The sequence below is a fragment of the Streptomyces sp. CB02923 genome (genome assembly GCF_001905005.1).
Lineage (GTDB): Bacteria > Actinomycetota > Actinomycetes > Streptomycetales > Streptomycetaceae > Streptomyces.
The window spans coordinates 88,334-107,096 of the sequence record NZ_LWKZ01000012.1 but is presented as its reverse complement, the minus strand read 5'-3'; the positions used below and the strand labels follow the sequence as shown (position 1 = coordinate 107,096).

At 71.8% G+C, this 18,763-nt stretch carries 18 protein-coding genes, 1 tRNA gene and 1 riboswitch; of the genes, 7 read left to right on the top strand and 12 right to left on the bottom strand.

What is annotated here, in order from left to right; genetic code table 11:
- Positions 1 to 4: 4 nt before the first annotated feature.
- Positions 5 to 829, bottom strand: coding sequence for a class E sortase (locus A6A06_RS12180; RefSeq protein ID WP_073761245.1), 825 nt, complete (start codon positions 827 to 829; stop codon positions 5 to 7).
- 59 nt (positions 830 to 888) lie between these two features.
- Complete coding sequence (locus A6A06_RS12175; protein ID WP_073761244.1) at positions 889 to 2,271, bottom strand: DUF445 domain-containing protein; 1,383 nt, start codon at positions 2,269 to 2,271, stop codon at positions 889 to 891.
- A 262-nt stretch (positions 2,272 to 2,533) separates the two neighbouring features.
- On the opposite strand from A6A06_RS12175, the gene A6A06_RS12170 reads away from it, so the two are divergent.
- A complete protein-coding gene (locus A6A06_RS12170; protein WP_073761243.1) occupies positions 2,534 to 3,826 on the top strand; it encodes an SGNH/GDSL hydrolase family protein in 1,293 nt (430 codons plus the stop codon).
- An 89-nt stretch (positions 3,827 to 3,915) separates the two neighbouring features.
- Here A6A06_RS12170 and A6A06_RS12165 read toward each other — a convergent pair whose 3' ends face one another.
- The 4 genes from A6A06_RS12165 to A6A06_RS12150 are packed head-to-tail and all read right to left on the bottom strand — an operon-like array spanning position 3,916 to position 7,459.
- Positions 3,916 to 4,629: a DUF1707 SHOCT-like domain-containing protein gene (locus A6A06_RS12165; RefSeq protein ID WP_073761242.1), complete on the bottom strand. Its 714-nt coding sequence runs from the start codon at positions 4,627 to 4,629 to the stop codon at positions 3,916 to 3,918.
- A 43-nt stretch (positions 4,630 to 4,672) separates the two neighbouring features.
- Entirely contained in the window at positions 4,673 to 5,782 is a 1,110-nt protein-coding gene (locus A6A06_RS12160; protein WP_242440698.1) for an ABC transporter ATP-binding protein, read from the bottom strand.
- Between the two features lie 8 nt (positions 5,783 to 5,790).
- Positions 5,791 to 6,606, bottom strand: coding sequence for an ABC transporter permease (locus A6A06_RS12155; protein WP_073761241.1), 816 nt, complete (start codon positions 6,604 to 6,606; stop codon positions 5,791 to 5,793).
- Positions 6,607 to 6,661: 55 nt separating this feature from the next.
- Positions 6,662 to 7,459 carry an ABC transporter permease gene (locus tag A6A06_RS12150; RefSeq protein WP_073761240.1) on the bottom strand — a complete coding sequence of 266 codons (798 nt, stop codon included), beginning with the start codon at positions 7,457 to 7,459 and terminating at the stop codon, positions 6,662 to 6,664.
- A 295-nt stretch (positions 7,460 to 7,754) separates the two neighbouring features.
- Here A6A06_RS12150 and A6A06_RS12145 point away from each other — a divergent pair, with 295 nt between their 5' ends.
- A complete protein-coding gene (locus A6A06_RS12145) occupies positions 7,755 to 10,175 on the top strand; it encodes a transglycosylase domain-containing protein (RefSeq protein ID WP_073761239.1) in 2,421 nt (806 codons plus the stop codon).
- 80 nt (positions 10,176 to 10,255) lie between these two features.
- On the opposite strand, the gene A6A06_RS12140 is transcribed toward A6A06_RS12145, so the two are convergent.
- The 3 genes from A6A06_RS12140 to A6A06_RS12130 form a co-directional block, all read right to left on the bottom strand.
- Positions 10,256 to 10,576, bottom strand: a complete 321-nt coding sequence (locus A6A06_RS12140; protein WP_073761238.1) for a DMT family transporter — start codon at positions 10,574 to 10,576, stop codon at positions 10,256 to 10,258.
- 34 nt (positions 10,577 to 10,610) lie between these two features.
- A riboswitch (guanidine-III (ykkC-III) riboswitch) is annotated at positions 10,611 to 10,676 on the bottom strand.
- A 141-nt stretch (positions 10,677 to 10,817) separates the two neighbouring features.
- Entirely contained in the window at positions 10,818 to 11,120 is a 303-nt protein-coding gene (locus A6A06_RS12135; protein ID WP_199930907.1) for a GroES family chaperonin, read from the bottom strand.
- 137 nt (positions 11,121 to 11,257) lie between these two features.
- A complete protein-coding gene (locus A6A06_RS12130; protein ID WP_073761236.1) occupies positions 11,258 to 11,575 on the bottom strand; it encodes a DUF3618 domain-containing protein in 318 nt (105 codons plus the stop codon).
- Between the two features lie 196 nt (positions 11,576 to 11,771).
- On the opposite strand from A6A06_RS12130, the gene bcp reads away from it, so the two are divergent.
- Complete coding sequence (bcp, locus tag A6A06_RS12125) at positions 11,772 to 12,239, top strand: thioredoxin-dependent thiol peroxidase (RefSeq protein WP_073761235.1); 468 nt, start codon at positions 11,772 to 11,774, stop codon at positions 12,237 to 12,239.
- A 223-nt stretch (positions 12,240 to 12,462) separates the two neighbouring features.
- Here the strand turns inward: bcp and A6A06_RS12120 are convergent, their stop codons facing one another.
- Together A6A06_RS12120 and A6A06_RS12115 are read right to left on the bottom strand one after the other, a co-directional pair.
- Positions 12,463 to 13,884, bottom strand: coding sequence for a sensor histidine kinase (locus tag A6A06_RS12120; protein WP_073761234.1), 1,422 nt, complete (start codon positions 13,882 to 13,884; stop codon positions 12,463 to 12,465).
- Positions 13,884 to 14,390, bottom strand: a complete 507-nt coding sequence (locus tag A6A06_RS12115; protein WP_073761233.1) for a hypothetical protein — start codon at positions 14,388 to 14,390, stop codon at positions 13,884 to 13,886. The genes A6A06_RS12120 and A6A06_RS12115 overlap by 1 nt, the downstream gene beginning before the upstream one ends.
- Positions 14,391 to 14,900: 510 nt before the next feature.
- Between A6A06_RS12115 and A6A06_RS12110 the strand changes: the two genes are divergently transcribed.
- The 4 genes from A6A06_RS12110 to A6A06_RS12095 all read left to right on the top strand — a co-directional run bounded on the left by A6A06_RS12110 (position 14,901) and on the right by A6A06_RS12095 (position 18,078).
- The gene (locus tag A6A06_RS12110; RefSeq protein ID WP_073761232.1) at positions 14,901 to 16,439 is read left to right on the top strand and encodes an MFS transporter; all 1,539 of its coding nucleotides are present in this window, start codon (positions 14,901 to 14,903) and stop codon (positions 16,437 to 16,439) included.
- A 171-nt stretch (positions 16,440 to 16,610) separates the two neighbouring features.
- Complete coding sequence (locus tag A6A06_RS12105; RefSeq protein WP_073761231.1) at positions 16,611 to 17,282, top strand: HNH endonuclease signature motif containing protein; 672 nt, start codon at positions 16,611 to 16,613, stop codon at positions 17,280 to 17,282.
- Positions 17,279 to 17,950, top strand: coding sequence for an HNH endonuclease signature motif containing protein (locus tag A6A06_RS12100; protein WP_073761230.1), 672 nt, complete (start codon positions 17,279 to 17,281; stop codon positions 17,948 to 17,950). Before A6A06_RS12105 ends, A6A06_RS12100 begins: the two co-directional genes overlap by 4 nt.
- A gap of 44 nt (positions 17,951 to 17,994) precedes the next feature.
- Positions 17,995 to 18,078 (top strand) — tRNA-Leu (locus tag A6A06_RS12095).
- 71 nt (positions 18,079 to 18,149) lie between these two features.
- Here the strand turns inward: A6A06_RS12095 and rdgB are convergent.
- Positions 18,150 to 18,752 carry an RdgB/HAM1 family non-canonical purine NTP pyrophosphatase gene (rdgB, locus tag A6A06_RS12090; RefSeq protein WP_073761229.1) on the bottom strand — a complete coding sequence of 201 codons (603 nt, stop codon included), beginning with the start codon at positions 18,750 to 18,752 and terminating at the stop codon, positions 18,150 to 18,152.
- Positions 18,753 to 18,763: the final 11 nt, after the last annotated feature.

Sequence of the window (18,763 nt, the reverse complement as noted above, 5' to 3'; positions counted from 1 at the left end):
GAGCCTATCGGGGAGCCGCGCCCGTCAGACGGCCCCACACCACCAGCCGGTACGCCGAGGAGTACTCCGGCGTGCAGGTCGTCAGCGTCAGGTAGGCGGCCGGCTCGGTGTAGCGCAGGGACGGATGGGCGGAGCTGTACGGGACGGGGGCGGTGACGGTGCCGTCGGAGGGGGTGGTGCGCGGCAGGGTCCGGTCCACCGCGTACGTGTAGCGGACGGCCGCGGTCACCACCTCCACCGTGTCACCGGGCCGCAGCCGGTTCAGGAAGCGGAACGGTTCGCCGTGCGTGTTGCGGTGCCCGGCGAGCGCGAAGTTGCCCTGCTCGCCGGGTTGCGCGGTGTGCGCGTAGTGGCCCGCGAAGCCCTTGTTCAGGACGGCGGACCTGCCGGTGCCCTCGGCGACGGGGACGGTCAGGCCGAGGCGCGGGATACGCAGGACCGCGTACGCGGCGTCCCGGCGCGGGCGCGGCGGCGCGGCCTGCTCCAGGGTGCTGCGGAACTCCTGCCGCGTACGGGCGCCCTGCCGCTCGGACGCCGTGGAGTCGGAGGGGTCAGAGGGGCCGGAGGGGTCGGCGGGGCCGGGCGACGGTCCGGCGGAGGGCGGTCCGGCGGGCGGCGGGTGCTGCGTCTCCCACTGCCGCTCCAGCCGCGCCACCTGCTCGCGCGCGCTCGCCTGCGCCTGCCGGTTGGTCCAGTACAGCTGGTGTACGACCAGCAGCAGCACGAGCACACCGAACGTCACCGCCAGCTCCGCGCCCGCCCACAGCACCCGTACAGCGCGCGGCCGCCGCCGCTGCCCCTGCACCACCACCGGTATCCGCTCGCGCACGCGGTGCACGGTAGAGCCTGGGGCGGGAGACTTCCATAGGCGGGAGCGCCCCCAGCGGCCTACCCCCCGAGCAGCCGCGACACCGTGTAGATGCACAGTCCGGCGAGCGCGCCGACGACCGTGCCGTTGATCCGGATGAACTGGAGGTCGCGCCCGATGTGCGCCTCGATCTTCTTCGAGGTGTGGTCGGCGTCCCAGCTCGCGACGGTGTCGGTGATCAGCGAGGTGATCTCGTTCCGGTAGGTCGTCACGACGTAGACCGCGGCGCCCTCCAGCCAGCCGTCGACCTTGCCCTGCAGCCGCCCGTCACCGGCCATCCGCTTCCCCAGCGACAGCAGCGCCGCCCGGGTGCGCAGCCGCAGCTCACTGGTCTCGTCCTCCGCCGCCGCCACGATCATGGTGCGTACGGAGCCCCACGCCGAGGCGATCAGGTCCTGCACCTCACCGCGCCCCAGCACCTCCGACTTCAGGCGCTCCACCCGCTCCCGGGTGTCGGTGTCGGACTGCAGATCACTCGCGAAGTCCTTGAGGAAACGGTCCACCGCGCCGCGTGCCGGATGCTCGGGCATGTCCCGCATCTCGGTGACGAACCGCAGCAGCTCCTTGTAGACCCGCTCGCCGACCTTGCGGTCCACGAAGCGCGGCGTCCAGCCGGGCGCACCGCCGGAGACCGCCGTCATGACCGAGTCGCTGTGCTCGGTCAGCCAGTCGTGGGCCCGTACGCAGACCAGGTCCACGACCCGCCGGTGCCCGCCGTCCGCGACGACCTTCTCCAGCATCGTGCCGAGGCCCGGCGCCACCTCCTGCGCGTCGGCGCGGCGGGTGATCGCCTCGCCCACCACCGCCTGCACGTCGGAGTCGCGCAGCACCGTCAGGGCGCCGCGCAGCGCGGTGGACAGCTCCGCCGTCACCCGGTCGGCGTTCTTCGGTTCGGCGAGCCAGGCGCCCAGGCGGCGGCCGATGCCGACCTTGCGCAGCCGCTGCCGTACGACCTCGCCGGACAGGAAGTTCTCGCCGACGAAGTCGCCGAGGCTCACCCCGAGCTGGTCCTTCTTCGACGGGATGATCGCGGTGTGCGGGATGGGCAGGCCCAGCGGGCGCTTGAACAGGGCGGTGACCGCGAACCAGTCGGCCAGCGCGCCGACCATGCCGGCCTCGGCCGCCGCCGCCACATAGCCCGCCCAGCCGCCCGCCCCGGCGGCCTTCGCCCAGGTGGCGAGGGCGTAGACCAGGGCCACTCCGAGCAGCAGACAGGTCGCCAGGGTCTTCATCCGCCGTACGCCGCGCCGCTTCTCCTCGTCGGCGGGGCTGTACGGGAAGCCGCCGGGCGGTACCGGGCCGCGGATCCGGCCCGTGCCCGCGTGCGCGTCGCCCGGCGGTGTCCCGCCCGCTGCGGCGGCCGTATCCGCCCCGGGAACCACGTCCGTCTTCGTCCGTTCCATCCGCTCCACCCGCTCGAACCCGTCAGCACCGTACGTACAGGCATATGCCCTGCTTCATGCCGGCCGTGCGTCCAACTGTGTCCTACTCCGACAACGAACCACGAGTTCCCCGCCCGCCCGGCCTCCAGGGTGCCGGGCGGACCGGCGGGCGCGCGTGGCAGCATGAAGGGGCCGATCGGACCGCAATGGCGCCGCTGATCACACGCTGCCCCGTGCCCGCCCGGAGCACGCCGCTCCGCCTGCCCCAGGAGGCTGTGTCCGCATGTCCGCACACGTGGGCCGCCCCGTGCTCGCCGCTCTGGCGGCGCTGGTGGCGCTGGTCGTCGCCGCGGTGCTGCTCAGCTCCGGCGGCGACGGCACCCAGGACTCCGCAGGCGGCGGCCGTGCCCCCGCGGCGCAGCGCTGGGCCGGTACGTGGTCGGCCGCCGCGACCGCCGCCGAGCCCGGCACCCTCGACGGCTACGCGGGCATGTCCATACGCAACGTGGTCCACACCAGCATCGGCGGCACCAGCGCCCGCATCCAGCTCTCCAACCTCTACGGCACCCGCCCGCTGCCCGTCAGCCACGCCTCCCTCGCCCGCGCCCACGCACCGGGCGACCCGGCGGCCACCCCCGGCACCATGCGGCGGCTGACCTTCTCCGGGCGGCCCGCCGTGACCGTCCCGGCGGGCGGCGCGGTCACCAGCGACCCGGTCCGGCTGACCGTGCCGCCCGCCGCCGACCTCCTCGTCACCACCTACTCGCCGTCCCCGTCCGGACCCGCCACCTACCACCCGTACGCCCGGCAGAACTCCTACCTGGCGCGCGGCGACCGGTCCGAGGACACCACCGGCGCCTCCTACACCGAGGAGAGCCCGTACTGGCGCTACCTGACCGGCGTGGACGTCCGCGGCCCCCGCACCGACGGCGCGGTGGTCGCCATCGGCGACTCGATCACCGACGGCATCACCTCCACCCCGGGCGCCAACCACCGCTGGACGGACTTCCTCGCCGGACGGCTGCGCACCGAGCCCGGCGCGCCCCGCTACGGCGTCCTCAACCAGGGCATCAGCGGCAACCGCCTGCTCACCGACGGCAGCCGCTGGTCCCCCAACAACGGGCCGAGCGTGCTGTCCCGGCTGGAGCGCGACGTGCTGTCCCGCGCGGGGGTGAAGTCGGCGGTCGTCGAGATCGGCCTCAACGACCTGTTCAAGTCACCGCGCCGGCTCGACCCGGAGCAGCTGGCGGACGGGATGCGGGAGATCGTGCGCCGGGCGCAGGCGCGCGGCGTGCGCGTCATCGGCAGCACGCTCACCCCCTTCGGCGGCCACCGCGGCTACCGGCCCGAACTCGACGCCGTACGGGAAGCGCTCAACGCGAAGATCCGCGCCGGGCAGGTCTTCGGCGGGTACGTGGACTTCGACACGGCACTGCGCGACCCGCACGACCCGCTGCGGATGCGGCCCGCCTACGACTCCGGCGACCATCTGCACCCGAGCGACGAGGGCTACCGGGCGATGGCCGACGCGGTCGACCTGCGGCAGCTCAAGGGACAGGTGCCGACGGCGCCGTGAGGCGGGGGCCGCCGACCCGGCTCCTTGCGCTTCCGCTCGGCCCGGATCTTGTGCCGCCGCTCGGCCCGGCTCCTCGCGCCGCCGCTCCGTCAGCCCAGCTCCTTGCGCCGCCGCTCCGTCATCCCGCGCCCGCCCGGCTCCCCCGGAAGCGCCGACTCCGCGCGCCGCTCGCGCTCCAGCTTGATCCGCTGCTTCTCCAGCTTGGAGACCTTGCGCCGGAAGCCGACGCCGCCCATCATCGCGAACCCGGTGATCTTCACACGCGGCGCGCCCGGCTCCCCCGGCTCACTGTCGTCGGGCTCGAAGCCGCCCATGAAGCCCCAGCCCGTCACCTGCACCTCGACACCCGGCGGCACCACCACCTCGATGCCGCCCATGAGCGCGAAGCAGCGCACCGTGATCTCCTCGGCCTCGAAGTTCGCGTCCCGCAGGTCTATCTGGCCGCCCGCCTGGAACACCCCGGCGGTGAAGATCCGCGGCGCGGTCCACCGCCCCTTGCGCACGAAGCCGCTCCAGAAGGCGAAGGCACCGCGGGAGGACGGCTCACCGCCGATCCGCTCGCGCCAGCCGGGCGCCCCGGACCCGGCGGCCCGGGTGCCCGGCGCGCCGCCGTCGTGCGTCTGCGGCAGGTCCGCGACCAGCGGCCGCAGCGCGCCGACCGTCCGCGCCTGGTACGTCGCGGTCAGCCGCTCGTCGAACTCCTCCATCGCCAGCCGCCCCTCGGCGAGGGCGTCGCGCAGGATTCCGGCGACACGGTCGCGGTCGGCGTCCGAGGCGCGCAGGTCCGGGAGTTCGTCAGTCATACGGACAGATTAATGCCTGGGCCGGACACCGGCATTCACCGCTTCACCGTGCCGTACTGTCCGCGTACATCCGGGAGATGACGTCCTCGATGTCCGGCTCCCGCACCGACAGGTCCACCAGCGGATAGCGCTCCGCCACCGCCGAGACGACCGGCGCCGCGCTCTGCGCCGCCGGGAACGCCAGCCACTGCCGCGGCCCTTCGACCCGGACCGTACGGGCACCGGGCACGCCCTCGATCGGCGGCAGCTCCCGTTCCAGGTCCACCACCAGCGTCCGTTCGCTGCGCCCCGCCGCGTGCAGCCCGTCCAGGCCGCCGTCGTACACCAGCCGCCCGTGGTCGATGACCATCACCCGGCGGCACAACTGCTCGATGTCGGTGAGGTCGTGGGTGGTCAGCAGGACGGTGGTGCCCCGCTCCGCGTTCACCTCGCGCAGGAACCCGCGGACCTTCGCCTTGCTGATGACGTCCAGACCGATCGTCGGCTCGTCGAGGTAGAGCACCTCCGGGTCGTGCAGCAGGGACGCCGCGATGTCGCCGCGCATCCGCTGACCGAGCGAGAGCTGCCGTACCGGGACCGGCAACAGCGGTCCGAGGTCGAGCAGTTCGACGCAGCGCTCCAGGTTCCGCCGGTAGGCGGCGTCCGGAATCCGGTACATCCGCCGCACCAGCTCGTAGGAGTCCTTCAGCGGCAGGTCCCACCACAGCGTCGTGCGCTGCCCGAAGACCACCCCGACGCGGCGCGCGAGGCGGGTGCGTTCGCGCGCCGGGTCGATGCCCGCCACCCGCAGCCGTCCGCCGCTGGGCACCAGGATGCCGGTGAGCATCTTGACGGTGGTGGACTTCCCCGCGCCGTTCGGGCCGATGTAGCCGACCATCGCGCCGCGCGGCACCCGGAAACTGATGCCGTCGACGGCCCGCACCTCCTCGCGCACCCGCCGCAGCCGCCCCGCCTTGCGCCGTACGTGGAAGACCTTCTCGACGCCGTCCAGCTCGATGAAACCGGGCTCCCCGCCGGACTGCCCGGGGCCGTGCTCCCGCCGCTCCTCGCTGGACTGCGCGGGGCCGTGCGCCCGCCGCTCCTCGCCGCGTGCCACCGGCCGTCCCTCGTCCTGCTCCAGGCCCCGCACCGCGTCCCCCGTACTGCTCCGCATACCGTCCCTCAGCTCCCCGTGCTCCGATAGTTGCGCAGGCCCGCCCGCCAAGCCAGCCACGCCAGTACGCACATCGCGGCCGCCACCGCGGGCCCCAGGAAGTCCACCCAGCCCGGCAGGCCGAGCGGATCGTCACGGCCCAGCAGGCGCAGCGCGGGCAGCCAGTTGACGAAGGCGAGCGGTACGACGAAGGTGACGCCGCGCACCAGGTCCTTGGCGAAGACGGTGGGCGGATATTGAAGCATCGTCGTCCCGCCGTACGTGAAGGAGTTCTGCACCTCCGCGGCGTCCTGCGCGACGAACTGGAACGCGGCCCCGATCGTGAAGACCGCCCCGAAGATCACCGCCCCGCACAGCAGCATCAGCGGCAGCAGCAGCACCTTGCCGAACGTCCAGTCCACGTCCAGGCGGGGCAGCGACCAGCCCAGCACCAGCGCCGCCTGCAGGATCCGGCCGAGCCGGCGCAGCGCGAAACGGTCCGCGGCGACCTGCGCGAAGACCGGCACGGGCCGGACCAGCAGGACGTCCATCGTGCCGTCCCTGACCCGGGCCCCGAGCCGGTCCATGCTGCCCAGCACCAGGTCCGCCAGGCCCAGCGCCGCGCCGGACGTGCCGTACAGGAACGCCACCTCCGGCAGCGAGAACCCGCCGAGGGCCGTGACGTGCGAGAACATCAGCAAAATGGCGAGGAAGTCCAGGCCGGTGGCGGCGAAGTTGCCGAGCGCCGTCAGCAGGAAGGACGTCCGGTAGGCGAGCGTGGAGCGTACCCACATCGCCACGATCAGCCCGTACGCCCGCAGCCCCTCACCCGGCCGCGTGCCCATACCCGCCCGCAGGCCCTTACCCGGCCGCGGGCCCTCCCCGGCCCGTACCCGCCCGTCAGCCACCCTGCACCACGACCTTCCGCGTCGCCACGGACTGCACCAGCCGCCCCGTCGCCAGCAGCGCCGCCGCCCACCCGGCCTGGAAGGCCAGCGCCCGCGCCACGCCCACCCCGTCGTGCACGCCGAGCAGCACGTCGGCAGGCACCTGGAGCATCGAGGACCACGGCAGCAGCCGTACGGTCTCGCCGAACCCGCCGGGAAAGACGTTCAGCGGCAGCACCATCCCGGAGAAGAACATGCACATCAGCCCGGCGACCATCCCCACGCCCGCGCCGTCCAGCAGCCAGAAGGAGGTCAGCGCCACGAGGTAGCGCAGCGCGAAGCCGACCACCACGCCCAGCGCCACCGACACCAGGAACAGCAGCCACGTCACCGGGGAGGCGGGCAGCGCCGAGGGAAAGACCAGCGTGCCCACCGCCATCGGCACCAGGCCCCGGCCGAGCAGCTGGAAGGCGGCCCGCCCGAGGTCCGCGGCCAGCCACCACATCTGCAGGTCGGCGGGCCGGTGCAGGTCGACGGCGACGTCCCCGCTGCGGATGCGTTCCTGCAGCTCGTCCAGGCCACCGCCGATGAGCAGGCCGGTGGCCGCCAGCAGCGCCTGGCCCGTCCACACGAAGGTCAGCGCCTGCGGCAGGTCGTAGCCGCCCAGGTGGGGACGCTCGGTCCACAGGGCGGTGTAGGTGTAGGCGAGGATGAAGCCGAAGACGGTGTTGGTGAAGACGCCGGAGACGGTGGCGATACGGTAGGTGGCATAGCGCCGGAAGCTGCCGGCCGCGACGGCTGCGTACAACACGTAGGGCGCCTCCCGTACCTGACGGTGCGCCAGGACGGCGCGGAGCAGAGGAGCCTAGCCCGCCGCGCGGGGGCCCGGCCACGCATTTATTCACCCGTTCCAGTGAGACTTACGCCCCATTCGGCCGGTCACGGAGCGGTCACAGGTGCGCGCCGCCCCTCGTGAACGACGGGCATGATGCGAGAGTTTCGTATCGGGCGACAGTTCCTTTTCCGGCTTTGGACGCGAATCGCCCGACACGTCACCGATCCGCCGCGGTACAACCCTCGGCGGCGGCCGAGGAGTCCATACAGACATGAGCGACGATCCGCAGCAGGACGGCAAGGCCGGCCCCCGCGTTCCGAGGTGGGCCGCACGCTCCGCATTGCCCTCGGCCGCCGGCGGGGACGACCGGCCGGAAGCCCCGGCGGACGGCGCCGAAGCCGGAAAGGGCGGCAAGGGCGGCAAGGCCCGCCCGAAGCGCACCGGCTGGCGGCGTGTCATCCCCACCTGGCGGATGGTCGTGGGCGGCCTGCTGCTCATCCTGCTGCTGGTCGCGGGCGGCCTCGTCGCCGGGTACATGCTCGTCCCGATCCCCGCCGCCAACCAGTCGGCCCAGGCGCAGAGCAATGTCTACCTGTACGCGGACGGCAGCCAGATCGCCCGCGACGGCAAGGTCAACCGTGAGAACGTCGCGCTGAGCCAGGTGCCGAAGACCACCCAGGAAGCCGTCCTGGCCGCCGAGGACCGCGACTTCTACTCCGAGTCCGCCGTCGACCCCGTCGCCATGCTCCGCGCCGCGTGGAACACCGTCACCGGCAAGGGCAAGCAGTCCGGCTCCACCATCACCCAGCAGTACGTGAAGAACTACTACCTCGGCCAGGAACAGACCATCACCCGCAAGGCCAAGGAGTTCTTCATCGCGATCAAGCTGGACCGCGAGCGCAGCAAGTCCGAGATCCTGGAGGGCTACCTCAACACCAGCTACTACGGCCGCAACGCGTACGGCATCCAGGCCGCGGCCCAGGCGTACTACAGCAAGAACTCCGACCAGCTCAGCACCGCCGAGGGCGCCTACCTCGCCACCCTGCTCAACGCCCCCAGCGCGTACGACGTCGCCACCCACCCCGAGAACCGGCAGCGCGCCCTGGACCGCTGGAACTACGTCCTGGACGGCATGGTCAAGAAGAAGTGGATCAGCGCGTCCGAACGGGCCACGCTGAAGTTCCCCACGCCCGGCAAGACCAAGCCGCCCACCGGCCTGTCCGGACAGCGCGGCTACCTCGTCGAAGCGATCAAGGACTATCTGACCAACAACAAGATCATCGATGACCAGACGCTGGCGACGGGCGGCTACCGCGTCACCACCACCATCGACAAGAAGCGCCAGGACGCCCTGGCCGAAGCCGTCGACGACCGGCTGACACAGCGGCTCGGCAGCTCGACGACCGACCGCTACGTACGGGCCGGCGGCGTCTCCATCGACCCCGCCACCGGCGACGTCGTCGCCATGTACGGCGGCATCGACTACGCCAAGCAGTACGTCAACAGCGCCACCCGCCGCGACTACCAGGTCGGCTCGATCTTCAAGCCGATCGTCTTCGCGTCCGCCGTCGCCAACAACGCCGTCACCCAGGACGGCAACAAGATCACCCCGAACACGGTCTACGACGGCACCAACAAACGCATGACGATGAGCAACGGCCGCCGCACCGGCTTCGCCCCCGAGAACGAGGACGGCCGCTCCTACGGCCCGATCAGCGTCTCCACCGCCACCGACAAGTCCGTCAACGCCGTGTACGCCCAGATGGGTGTCGACGTCGGCCCGCAGAAGGTCAAGGCCACCGCCATCGACCTCGGCGTCCCCGAGGACACCCCCGGCCTCGGCAACGCCCAGGGCGCCATCGCGCTCGGCACCGCCACCCCCAGCGTGCTGGACATGGCGCAGGTGTACGCGACCCTCGCCAACCACGGCAGGCAGCACGCGTACAGCCTCGTCGGCAAGGCCACCAAGGGCGGCGAGAGCGTCGAACTGCCGGAGCGCGGCGCGAAGACCGCGGTGCCCCGCAACGCCGCCGACACCACCACCTCGATCCTGCGCAGCGTCATCGACAGCCCCGGCGGCACCGGCGCCGCGGCCCGCGCCGCCGGACGGCCCGCGGCAGGCAAGACCGGCACCGCGGAGGAGGACAAGGCCGCCTGGTTCGCGGGCTACACCCCCGAACTCGCCACCGTCGTCGGCGTCCTCGGCCAGGACCCGGAAACCGGCGCACAGAAGCCGCTGTACGGCGCCGCGGGCCTGGCCCGCATCAACGGCGGCGGCTTCCCCGCCGAGATCTGGGCGGACTACACGGCGGCGGCCCTGGAGGGCAAGCCGGTCAAGGACTTCGACCTGGACCTGGAGGAGGGCGCGAGCCAGACGCCCAGCGAGGCGCCGGCCACGCCCAGCGGGCCACCGAGCACCAGCGCCGCGCCGCCGACCGACTCCGCGCCGCCCACCGGCCCGACCGGCTCCCCGCCGTCCAGCGGGCCGACCACGGCCCCCGGCCCCAGCTTCCCGACGTTCCCGACCGAGGCGCCGACCACCGGCCCCACCGAGGACTGGCCCACCGTGGAGCCCCCCACCGGGGGCGTCGACGGCGGCATCGGCGGGGGCCGGGGCGGGAGCAGCGGCGGGATGGGGGGCGGCGGGTACGACGGGGGCTACGGCGGGTGGGAGAACTTTCCGGGGGCGTGAGTGAGGGGCCCTCGGCCCGCGGGGCCCGGGGCCCGGGGCGCGGCATCCCATGCTCGGCGCCCGGTGCCCCGCGCCCGGCGTCAGTGGCCGGACGTCATCTTCAGTCCGACGACCGCCACCAGCAGCAGGCAGATGAAGAAGATCCGCGCGGCGGTGGCGGGCTCACCGAGCACCAGCATGCCGACGACCGCCGCGCCGGCCGCGCCGATGCCGACCCAGACGCCGTACGCGGTACCGATCGGCAGCGTCCGGGCGGCGTACGAGAGCAGCATCATGCTGGCGACGATGCCCGCGCCGGTGAAGACACTGGGCCACAGCCGGGTGAAACCGTCGGTGAACTTCATGCCGATCGACCAGCCGACCTCGAGCAGACCGGCGACGGCGAGCAGGATCCATGCCATGACGGCACCTCCGTGGAAAGCGAACTTCTACAGGGGTGCGTCGTCTTGTCGTGACCCGGTACGGCGCGTCTCGTCGGGTTGCTTCCGACCCTAGCAAAAGGCACGCAAAACGGGCGGTGACGCTGGTCACCGCCCGCTGTCGTCTCCATGCGGCCGTACCGCATACCGCTACGGGTACCGCCTCGTGGCGCCACAGGTACCGCCTCGTGGCGTTTGCACGTACCGCCCCGTGGGCCGTCGTCTACAGGTACAGGCCCGTCGCGTCCTCGGAGCCCTCCAGGCGCTCCGCCGCCACCGCGTGCAGATCCCGCTCGCGCATGAGCACGTACGCGACACCCCGCACCTCGACCTCGGCCCGGTCCTCCGGGTCGTACAGCACCCGGTCGCCGGGCTCCACGGTCCGTACGTTCTGCCCCACCGCGACCACCTCGGCCCAGGCCAGGCGGCGGCCGACCGCGGCGGTCGCCGGGATGACGATGCCACCGGTGGAACGGCGCTCGCCCTCGGCGATGTCGGTACGGACCAGCACCCGGTCGTGCAGCATCCGGATGGGCAGCTTGTCGTGGGTGTCCTTGGCGTTATTCGGGCTCACGGCACGACCGTACCCGGCCGCGCGGGCGGGCCGCGTCCGCCCTGGCTGTGCCCGCGCTGACTGTGCCCGCTATGGCTGTGCCCGCGCTGCTAACGCCGGCGGCGGGAGCCCACGACCAGGAGCCCGACGACGGCCACTCCGATCATCGCCAGCGGTACCACCCGCTCCAGACGGGGCGCGCCGTCCTCCGCCACCAGCTGGGCGCGGATGTCCGAGACCGCGCGATTGGCGGCCACGTACGCCCGCCCGGCCGTGCGGTCCACGGCCGCCGCCGTCTTCGCCTTCGCGTCCCCCATGATCGTCTTCGGGTGCAGCCGCACACCGATCTCGTCCAGCGTCACGGCAAGCTCCTGCCGCCTGCTGACGATGTCCTTCTCGATCTGCGCAGGGGTCCTGGCTTCCGACACCGCGCTGCCTCCGGTCGTCTCGATCCGTATCCGTGCGCACAGTCTGTCAGCACCACCGCCCCGGCGCCCCACAGCACCCCCTTTTCGGGCGGCTCAGTAATCTCGGTGCGTAGCGCAAACAGGGGCGCGACCCGCTCGCGCACCCACCCCCGTACGTGTTCCACGCGTGCTGCCCACCCACGCCCCAAGGAGAGCCATGAGCGAGCGACTGCAGCCCGGCGACACCGCCCCCGCCTTCACCCTCCCCGACGCGGACGGCAAGCAGGTCTCCCTCGCCGACCACCAGGGCCGCAAGGTCATCGTCTACTTCTACCCGGCCGCGCTGACCCCCGGCTGCACCAAGCAGGCCTGCGACTTCACCGACAACCTCGACTTCCTGGCCGGCCACGGCTACGACGTCATCGGTATCTCCCCCGACAAGCCCGAGAAGCTGGCGAAGTTCCGCGACAAGGAGGAACTGTCGGTCACCCTGCTGGGCGACCCCGACAAGCAGGTCCTGGAGGCGTACGGCGCCTACGGCGAGAAGAAGCTGTACGGCAAGGTCGTGACCGGCGTCATCCGCTCCACGGTGATCGTGGACGAGGAGGGCAAGGTCGAGCGCGCCCTGTACAACGTGAAGGCCACCGGCCACGTCGCCAAGATCATCAAGGATCTGGGGCTGTGAACCGGGCCTGACGGGCGACGGAGAGGCGGATCCGGTGGGCCCGGTGCTTCGGGGCCCGCCGGATCCGCTCCCGGCCGTCACCGGAACCGTCCCGGCTCTCATCCGCCCCGGCCGTCACCGGACCGGCCGTCACCGGACCGGCCGCCCTACGACGCCACCGGGCCCGCCACCCCGGTCCGCGATCCGCGGTCCGCGGTCTGCGATCCGCGATCCGCGATCCGCCCTACGAGGCCGTCACCGCGCCCCGGTCCACCACCGGCACCCGCTCCGCCTCTCCCGGCTCCAGCGGCCCCGGCAGCTCCAGCACCGCCTCGGCCCCGCCGCCCTCGGCCGTACCGAACAGCAGCCGGCCCCCCAGCACCTGCGCCTGCCCGGCCGCGATCGTCAGCCCCAGGCCGTGCCCGGTACCGCGCTCCGGAGCCGCCGTACGGAACCGGCGCGGCCCCTCCGCGCGCAGCTCCGGCGGATACCCCGGCCCGTGGTCGCGCACGACGATCCGCGCGCCCTCGACCCGTACCTCCACCGGCGGCCTGCCGTGCTTGGCCGCGTTCGCCAGCAGATTGACCAGCACCCGCTCCACCCGGCGCCGGTCGGTCTCCACCACCCGCGCCGGCCCCGCCACGACGACCTCGACGTCCGTGATGCCGCGCGCCCGCTCCGCCCGCCCCACGATCCCGCGCACCAGCGACGGCAGGTCCACCGCGTCCAGCTGCGCGGACTCCACGCCCGCGTCCAGCCGGGACACCTCCAGCAGGTCCTCGACCAGGCTGCGCATCGTCTGCGCCCGGTCCCGCACCAGCTCGACGGCCCGCTCGTGCGGCAGCAGCTCGGCCGCCGCGACCAGCCCCGCCACCGGGGTGCGCAGCTCGTGCGCCACATCGGCGGTGAACTTGCGCTCCGCCTCCACCCGCGCCGCCAGCGACGCCGCCATGTGGTGCACCGAACGGCCCAGCTCGGCCACCTCGTCCCGGCCGCCCGCCGCCAGCGCGTCCGCGTCCGGCGGCTCGCCCGCCGCGATCCGGCGCGCCGCCGCCGCACTGTGCCGCAGCCGCCGCGACAGCCGCTGCGAGACGAACCACGACACGCCGGCCATCAGCACCACCGTGCCGATGCCCGCGATCAGCAGCGCCCGGTCCAGCGACTCCTGGGCCGGATCGTTGTCCGGGAACGCCGCCGACACCGACAGCGTCCGCGACTGCCCACCGGAACCTCCGGCCCCGGAACCGTCGGTCTTGGAATCGTCCGCCTCGAAATCGTCATCCCCGGAACCACCCGACGCCTCAGGACCATCCGCCCCGGAACCACTCGACGCCCCGGAACCACCCGCGCGGGTGCCGCCGCCCACCCCCGTCGCGGCCCACACCCGCGGGTCCTCGCCCTGACTCACATACGTACCGGACTTGCCCTCGAAGACGGCCGCGCGCAGCGGGGCCGGCAGCGTCGCGTCGTCCAGCTGGGCGCCGAGCGCCAGCGTGCCGTCCCGCTCGTAGATCTGCAGCGCCGAACTGAGCCGGTCGTCCTGATAGGAACGCGCCGAACGCTCCCGCTCCGCGTCCGCGATGTGATGCACCGCGAACCCGAGCACCAGCACCGCCAGCACCGTCACACACGAGATGGCCAGCGCGATCCGGCCCCGGATGCCCATCACGCGAGGTTGTACATCTCCGTCGAGTCACCGAGCGGCGTCGAGCCCTCGTACGTCACCTCCAGCCCCGTGAAGGCCCGCGCACCGTCCACCGTCTTCGCCCCGTACAGCCGGAACGTCGCCGGGAAACCGGCGTCCGCGCCCGCCCCCGCGGCGGCCTTCTCCACCTGCACCACGCCCTTGCCCTCGGCCTCCGCCGCGCCGTACCGGTCCCATGTGATGCCGGTCGCCACCATGCCCGCGTCGGCGCACGTCAACGTGATCACCTGCGGCTTGATCTCCGGCTCGCCGAAGCCGCAGTCGCGCACCCCGGGCAGCCCACCGGTCGCCCTGCCGGACGCCTTCACGTCCTGCACCGCCGACGTCTTCGGCGCCGCGTCCACCGCCGACGCGCGGTCCGCCGCCTGGCTGAACCACACACCGCCGGCCGCCAGCGCGGTGACCGCGGCGAAGGACGCCAGAGCGGTGCGCCCGCTGAACCGGCGGGAGCCTTCGCGGTCGGTCATGGACTTCTCCTTCCGGGGCGGCGGCCCCGTGCCGGCGCAGAACGGGCCACCGCGGCCGAACGCGCCGCGCGCACGGGTAAACGTCCCACGCGCGCGCGAAACGAGGTACACACACACGAGGTGGCCGCAGAGCGAACGGTTCGGAGCATAAGGGCGGATTCGATACCCGTAACTCTCCCCTCCCCGCCACACAGGCTGATTGCCCGGACACTTCGGTGACCACGCGGCTTGGTACCAGTTCTGTAACAGCGACCGTCGGCCCTCCGGTGAAATCCAGCCAGAAACCGGGAGAAACCGCTGCTCCGGACGGCGCACGCAACGTGACGTACATCGCCTTGTGGGGTCAGAGTGGTTTGAGTCGCGCTCCACTGCGCAGGCGCACCTGTCGTACGACCACCTTTATGACCACCGGCGACCGCCGACGGCCGACCCGGCCACGAGGACGCCCACGACCGCTGCGACCCACCTGCCGCGCATCGAGCGCGCTGACCGACCGAGAGGACTCGACTCGTGCCGACCGGCAGCACCGAAGCCGAACCCACGACCGACCAGGACCCTGCGGCGTTCAAACGCCACAGAAACCTGTTCCGGGCCGTCGCCCGCCGCCGGAACCCCCGGCTGCGGCGTACCGACATCACGGTTACCGACGAGCGCGTCGTCAAACGCGCCGTGAAGGCGGCCGCACTCGGCAACGCCATGGAATGGTTCGACTTCGGCATCTACAGCTACCTCGCGGTCACCATCGGCAAGGTGTTCTTCCCCGGGGGCAGCGACACCACCAGCCTGCTGTCCTCCTTCGCCACCTTCGCGGTGGCCTTCCTCGTACGGCCCATCGGCGGTGCGTTCTTCGGGCCCCTCGGCGACCGCGTCGGCCGCAAGAAGATCCTCGCCCTCACCATGATCATGATGGCTGCGGGCACCCTCTGTATCGGCTTGATCCCGTCGTACGCCAGCATCGGCCTGTGGGCCCCGATCCTGCTGATCGTCTTCCGCATGATCCAGGGCTTCTCCACCGGCGGCGAGTACGGCGGCGCCTCCACCTTCATCGCCGAGTACGCGCCCGACAAGAAGCGCGGCTTCTTCGGCAGCTTCCTGGAAATGGGCACCCTGGCCGGCTACACCGGCGCCGCCGGCCTGGTCCTGATCCTCAACACCACGCTCGGCTCCGAGACCATGCTCGACTGGGGCTGGCGCATCCCGTTCCTGGTCGCCGGGCCGCTCGGCCTGGTCGGCCTCTACCTGCGGATGAAGCTCGACGAGACCCCCGCCTTCCAGAAGCTGGAGGCGGCCCAGACCCACAACGGCGACGCCTCCGTCACCGAGACCGAGACCGACTTCTCCCACCTCTCGGAGAACGCCCCCAAGAAGAAGCTCGGCGAGATCTTCTCGCAGCAGTGGCCGATGCTCATCCTGTGCATCGCGCTGGTCGGCGCGTACAACATCTGCCACTACATGCTGCTCTCCTACATGCCGACCTACCTGACCGACACCCTCCACTACGACGAGGCGCACGGTCTGCTGATCGTCATCGGCACCATGATCGTCCTGATGTGCGTCATCAGCTCCGTCGGCCGGCTCAACGACCGCTTCGGCCGCAAGCCGCTGCTCATGACCGGCATGCTGGGCTTCTTCCTCCTCTCCGCCCCCGCCTTCCTGCTGGTCAAGCAGGGCAGCATGGCCGCGATCATCCCCGGCATGCTGATGCTCGGCCTCTCCCTGGTCTGCCTCCTGGGCACCATGTCCGCCGCGCTGCCCGCCCTCTTCCCCACCAGCGTCCGCTACGGCTCCCTGTCCATCGGCTACAACCTCGCCGTCTCCCTCTTCGGCGGCACCACCCCGCTGGTCATCACCGCCCTCATGGACGGCTTCGGCGGCAACGACATGATCCCCGCCTACTACGCCATGGGCGCGGCCCTGGTCGGCGCCATCGCCGTCGCCTGCATGAAGGAAACCGCCCAGCAGCCCCTGGAGGGCTCCCCGCCCGCCGTGGCCACCAAGGAAGAAGCCGTGGAAATGGTGACCGCCCAGTCCCCGGACCCGCGCTTCTGACCCTTCTTCGAACTCCGCGTCGCGGCCCTCGCCCTGTCGGGCGGGGGCCGCGGTCGTTTTTTTGGGTTTTTGGGCTGTTCGGCGTAACCGGGTGGGGGGTGGGGGCGTTGGGCAGTTCGAGGGTGCGACACATGACCGGGATACGGCCGCAGGACGTAACGGGGGTTCAAAATGCCTGGCAGTCTCTATACTCGCGAACGCTTGGCCGAGGCGGCGGCTTCGTCTCATACGTTGTCGGAGGCGTTGGCCAAATTAGGGGTGGATCCGAAGAGTTCACGGCGTGGTTACCTCCGTGAGCGCATGAGGCTGCTGAACATCGACACCTCGCACTTCGCAAGCGAGAGCCCCCGCTGGACCAAAGAAGTACTGGAACCCGCAGTGGCCTCCTCCACGAACTTCTGCGAGGTGTTGCGGTATCTCGGCCTCGAAGTGGTCGGCGGACATCACACGCACATCACCCGCCGAATCCGCGCCCTGGGAATCGACACCTCACATTTCACGGGCAGGAACCGCACGAAACCGGCTTCGCGCCGCCGCTGCGGCGATCGCGTGCTGGTGGAAATGCCGGTCTCCGGCGCCCGCCGGGTGCAGAGCAGTCGCTTGAAGGCGGCGATGCTGTCCCACGGCATCGCGGAAAAGTGCACGCTGTGCGGTACGGGGCCGAACTGGCGCGGCAGCACCATCTCGCTGGAGGTCGACCACATCGACGGCAACTGGCGGAACAATCGCCTGGAGAATCTCCGGCTCCTCTGCCCCAACTGCCATTCGGTGACGGACTCCTATCGTGGGCGCAACAAGAGGCGGCGACCGACCACCACAAGCTCCGCAGAGGTGGCGGGATGAGCAGCGCCGCCAAGTACACACCGGAACGGCTGGCGGAAGCGGCCAGGAGCTGCACCAGCCTCGACGAGGTCATCGTCTTCTTCGGCACCCAGCCCTACAGCCGCCTACGCCGGTATCTGCGTCGCCGCTTCGAGCAGTTCGGCATCGACATCTCGCACTTCCGAGCCCGGCGCCCCTACGAGAGAAACTGCCCCCGCCCGACACTGGACGCGCTCCGTGAAGCGGTTTCCGCCTCTGAGTCGATTTCCGACGTACTGCGCAAGCTGGGCCGCGCCGACAACTCGCGGACCCGAATCTTCCTGCGCCAGTGGATCGCCGAGGACGGTCTCGACACATCCCACTTCCTGGGTCAGGCCCACCGCCGTGGGAAACCGAGTCCCACGCCCATGAAGCCACCCGAACGCATCCTGGTGAAACACGACGGGGCCCGCCGGACGAAGACCCTTCTGCTGCGACGAGCCCTCCGGCAGACCGGCGTACCCGAGCGCTGCGCCGCCTGCGGAACCGGCCCGGTGTGGACCGGGAAACCCATGACACTCGAAGTGGATCACATCAACGGGGACTGGAGCGACGACCGTCCCGGGAACCTCCGCCTGCTGTGTCCCAACTGCCACGCGGCAACCCGAACATGGTGCCGAGGTGGAGCTCGATCAGTTTCCTGCCGCTGAGGCCATGGAAGACACGGCCGGGCCACCAGTACCATGGCGTGGATGCGGCCGTGGCGGAACAGGTTTACGCGCAGCACTTAGGATGCTGTGGGAGAAATCCCATGAGGGTTCGAGTCCCTCCGGCCGCACGCCTTTGAATCGAAGGCCCGGTCCCGTTTCGTACGGGGCCGGGCCTTCGTCGTGCGGGGTGTCCGCGGCCTCAGCCCAGCAGTTCCCGAACCACCGGTACCAGCTCCCGGAACGCCTTGCCGCGGTGGCTGATGGCGTTCTTCTCGTCGGCGGTCAGTTCGGCGCAGGTGCGGGTGTCGCCGAGGGGGGCCAGGATCGGGTCGTAGCCGAAGCCGCCGGTGCCGGCGGGGGTGTGGCGCAGGGTGCCTTCGAGACGGCCCTCGACGACGCGTTCGGTGCCGTCGGGCAGGGCGAGGGCCGCGGCGCACGCGAAGTGGGCCGCGCGGTGGCCGTCGGCGATGTCGGAGAGCTGGGCGAGGAGCAGGTCGAGGTTGGCCGCGTCGTCGCCGTGCCGGCCGGCCCAGCGGGCGGAGAAGATGCCGGGTGCGCCGCCGAGGACGTCGACGCACAGGCCGGAGTCGTCGGCGACGGCCGGGTGGCCGGTGGCCTGGGCGAGGGCGTGGGCCTTCAGGAGGGCGTTCTCGGCGAAGGTGACGCCGGTTTCCTTGACGTCGGGGACGTCCGGGTAGGCGTCGGCGCCGACCAGTTCGACGTCGAGGTCGGCGGCGGCCAGGATGGCGCGGAGTTCGGTGACTTTGCCGGCGTTGCGGGTGGCGAGAATCAGGCGGTTCATGTGGCCCGATT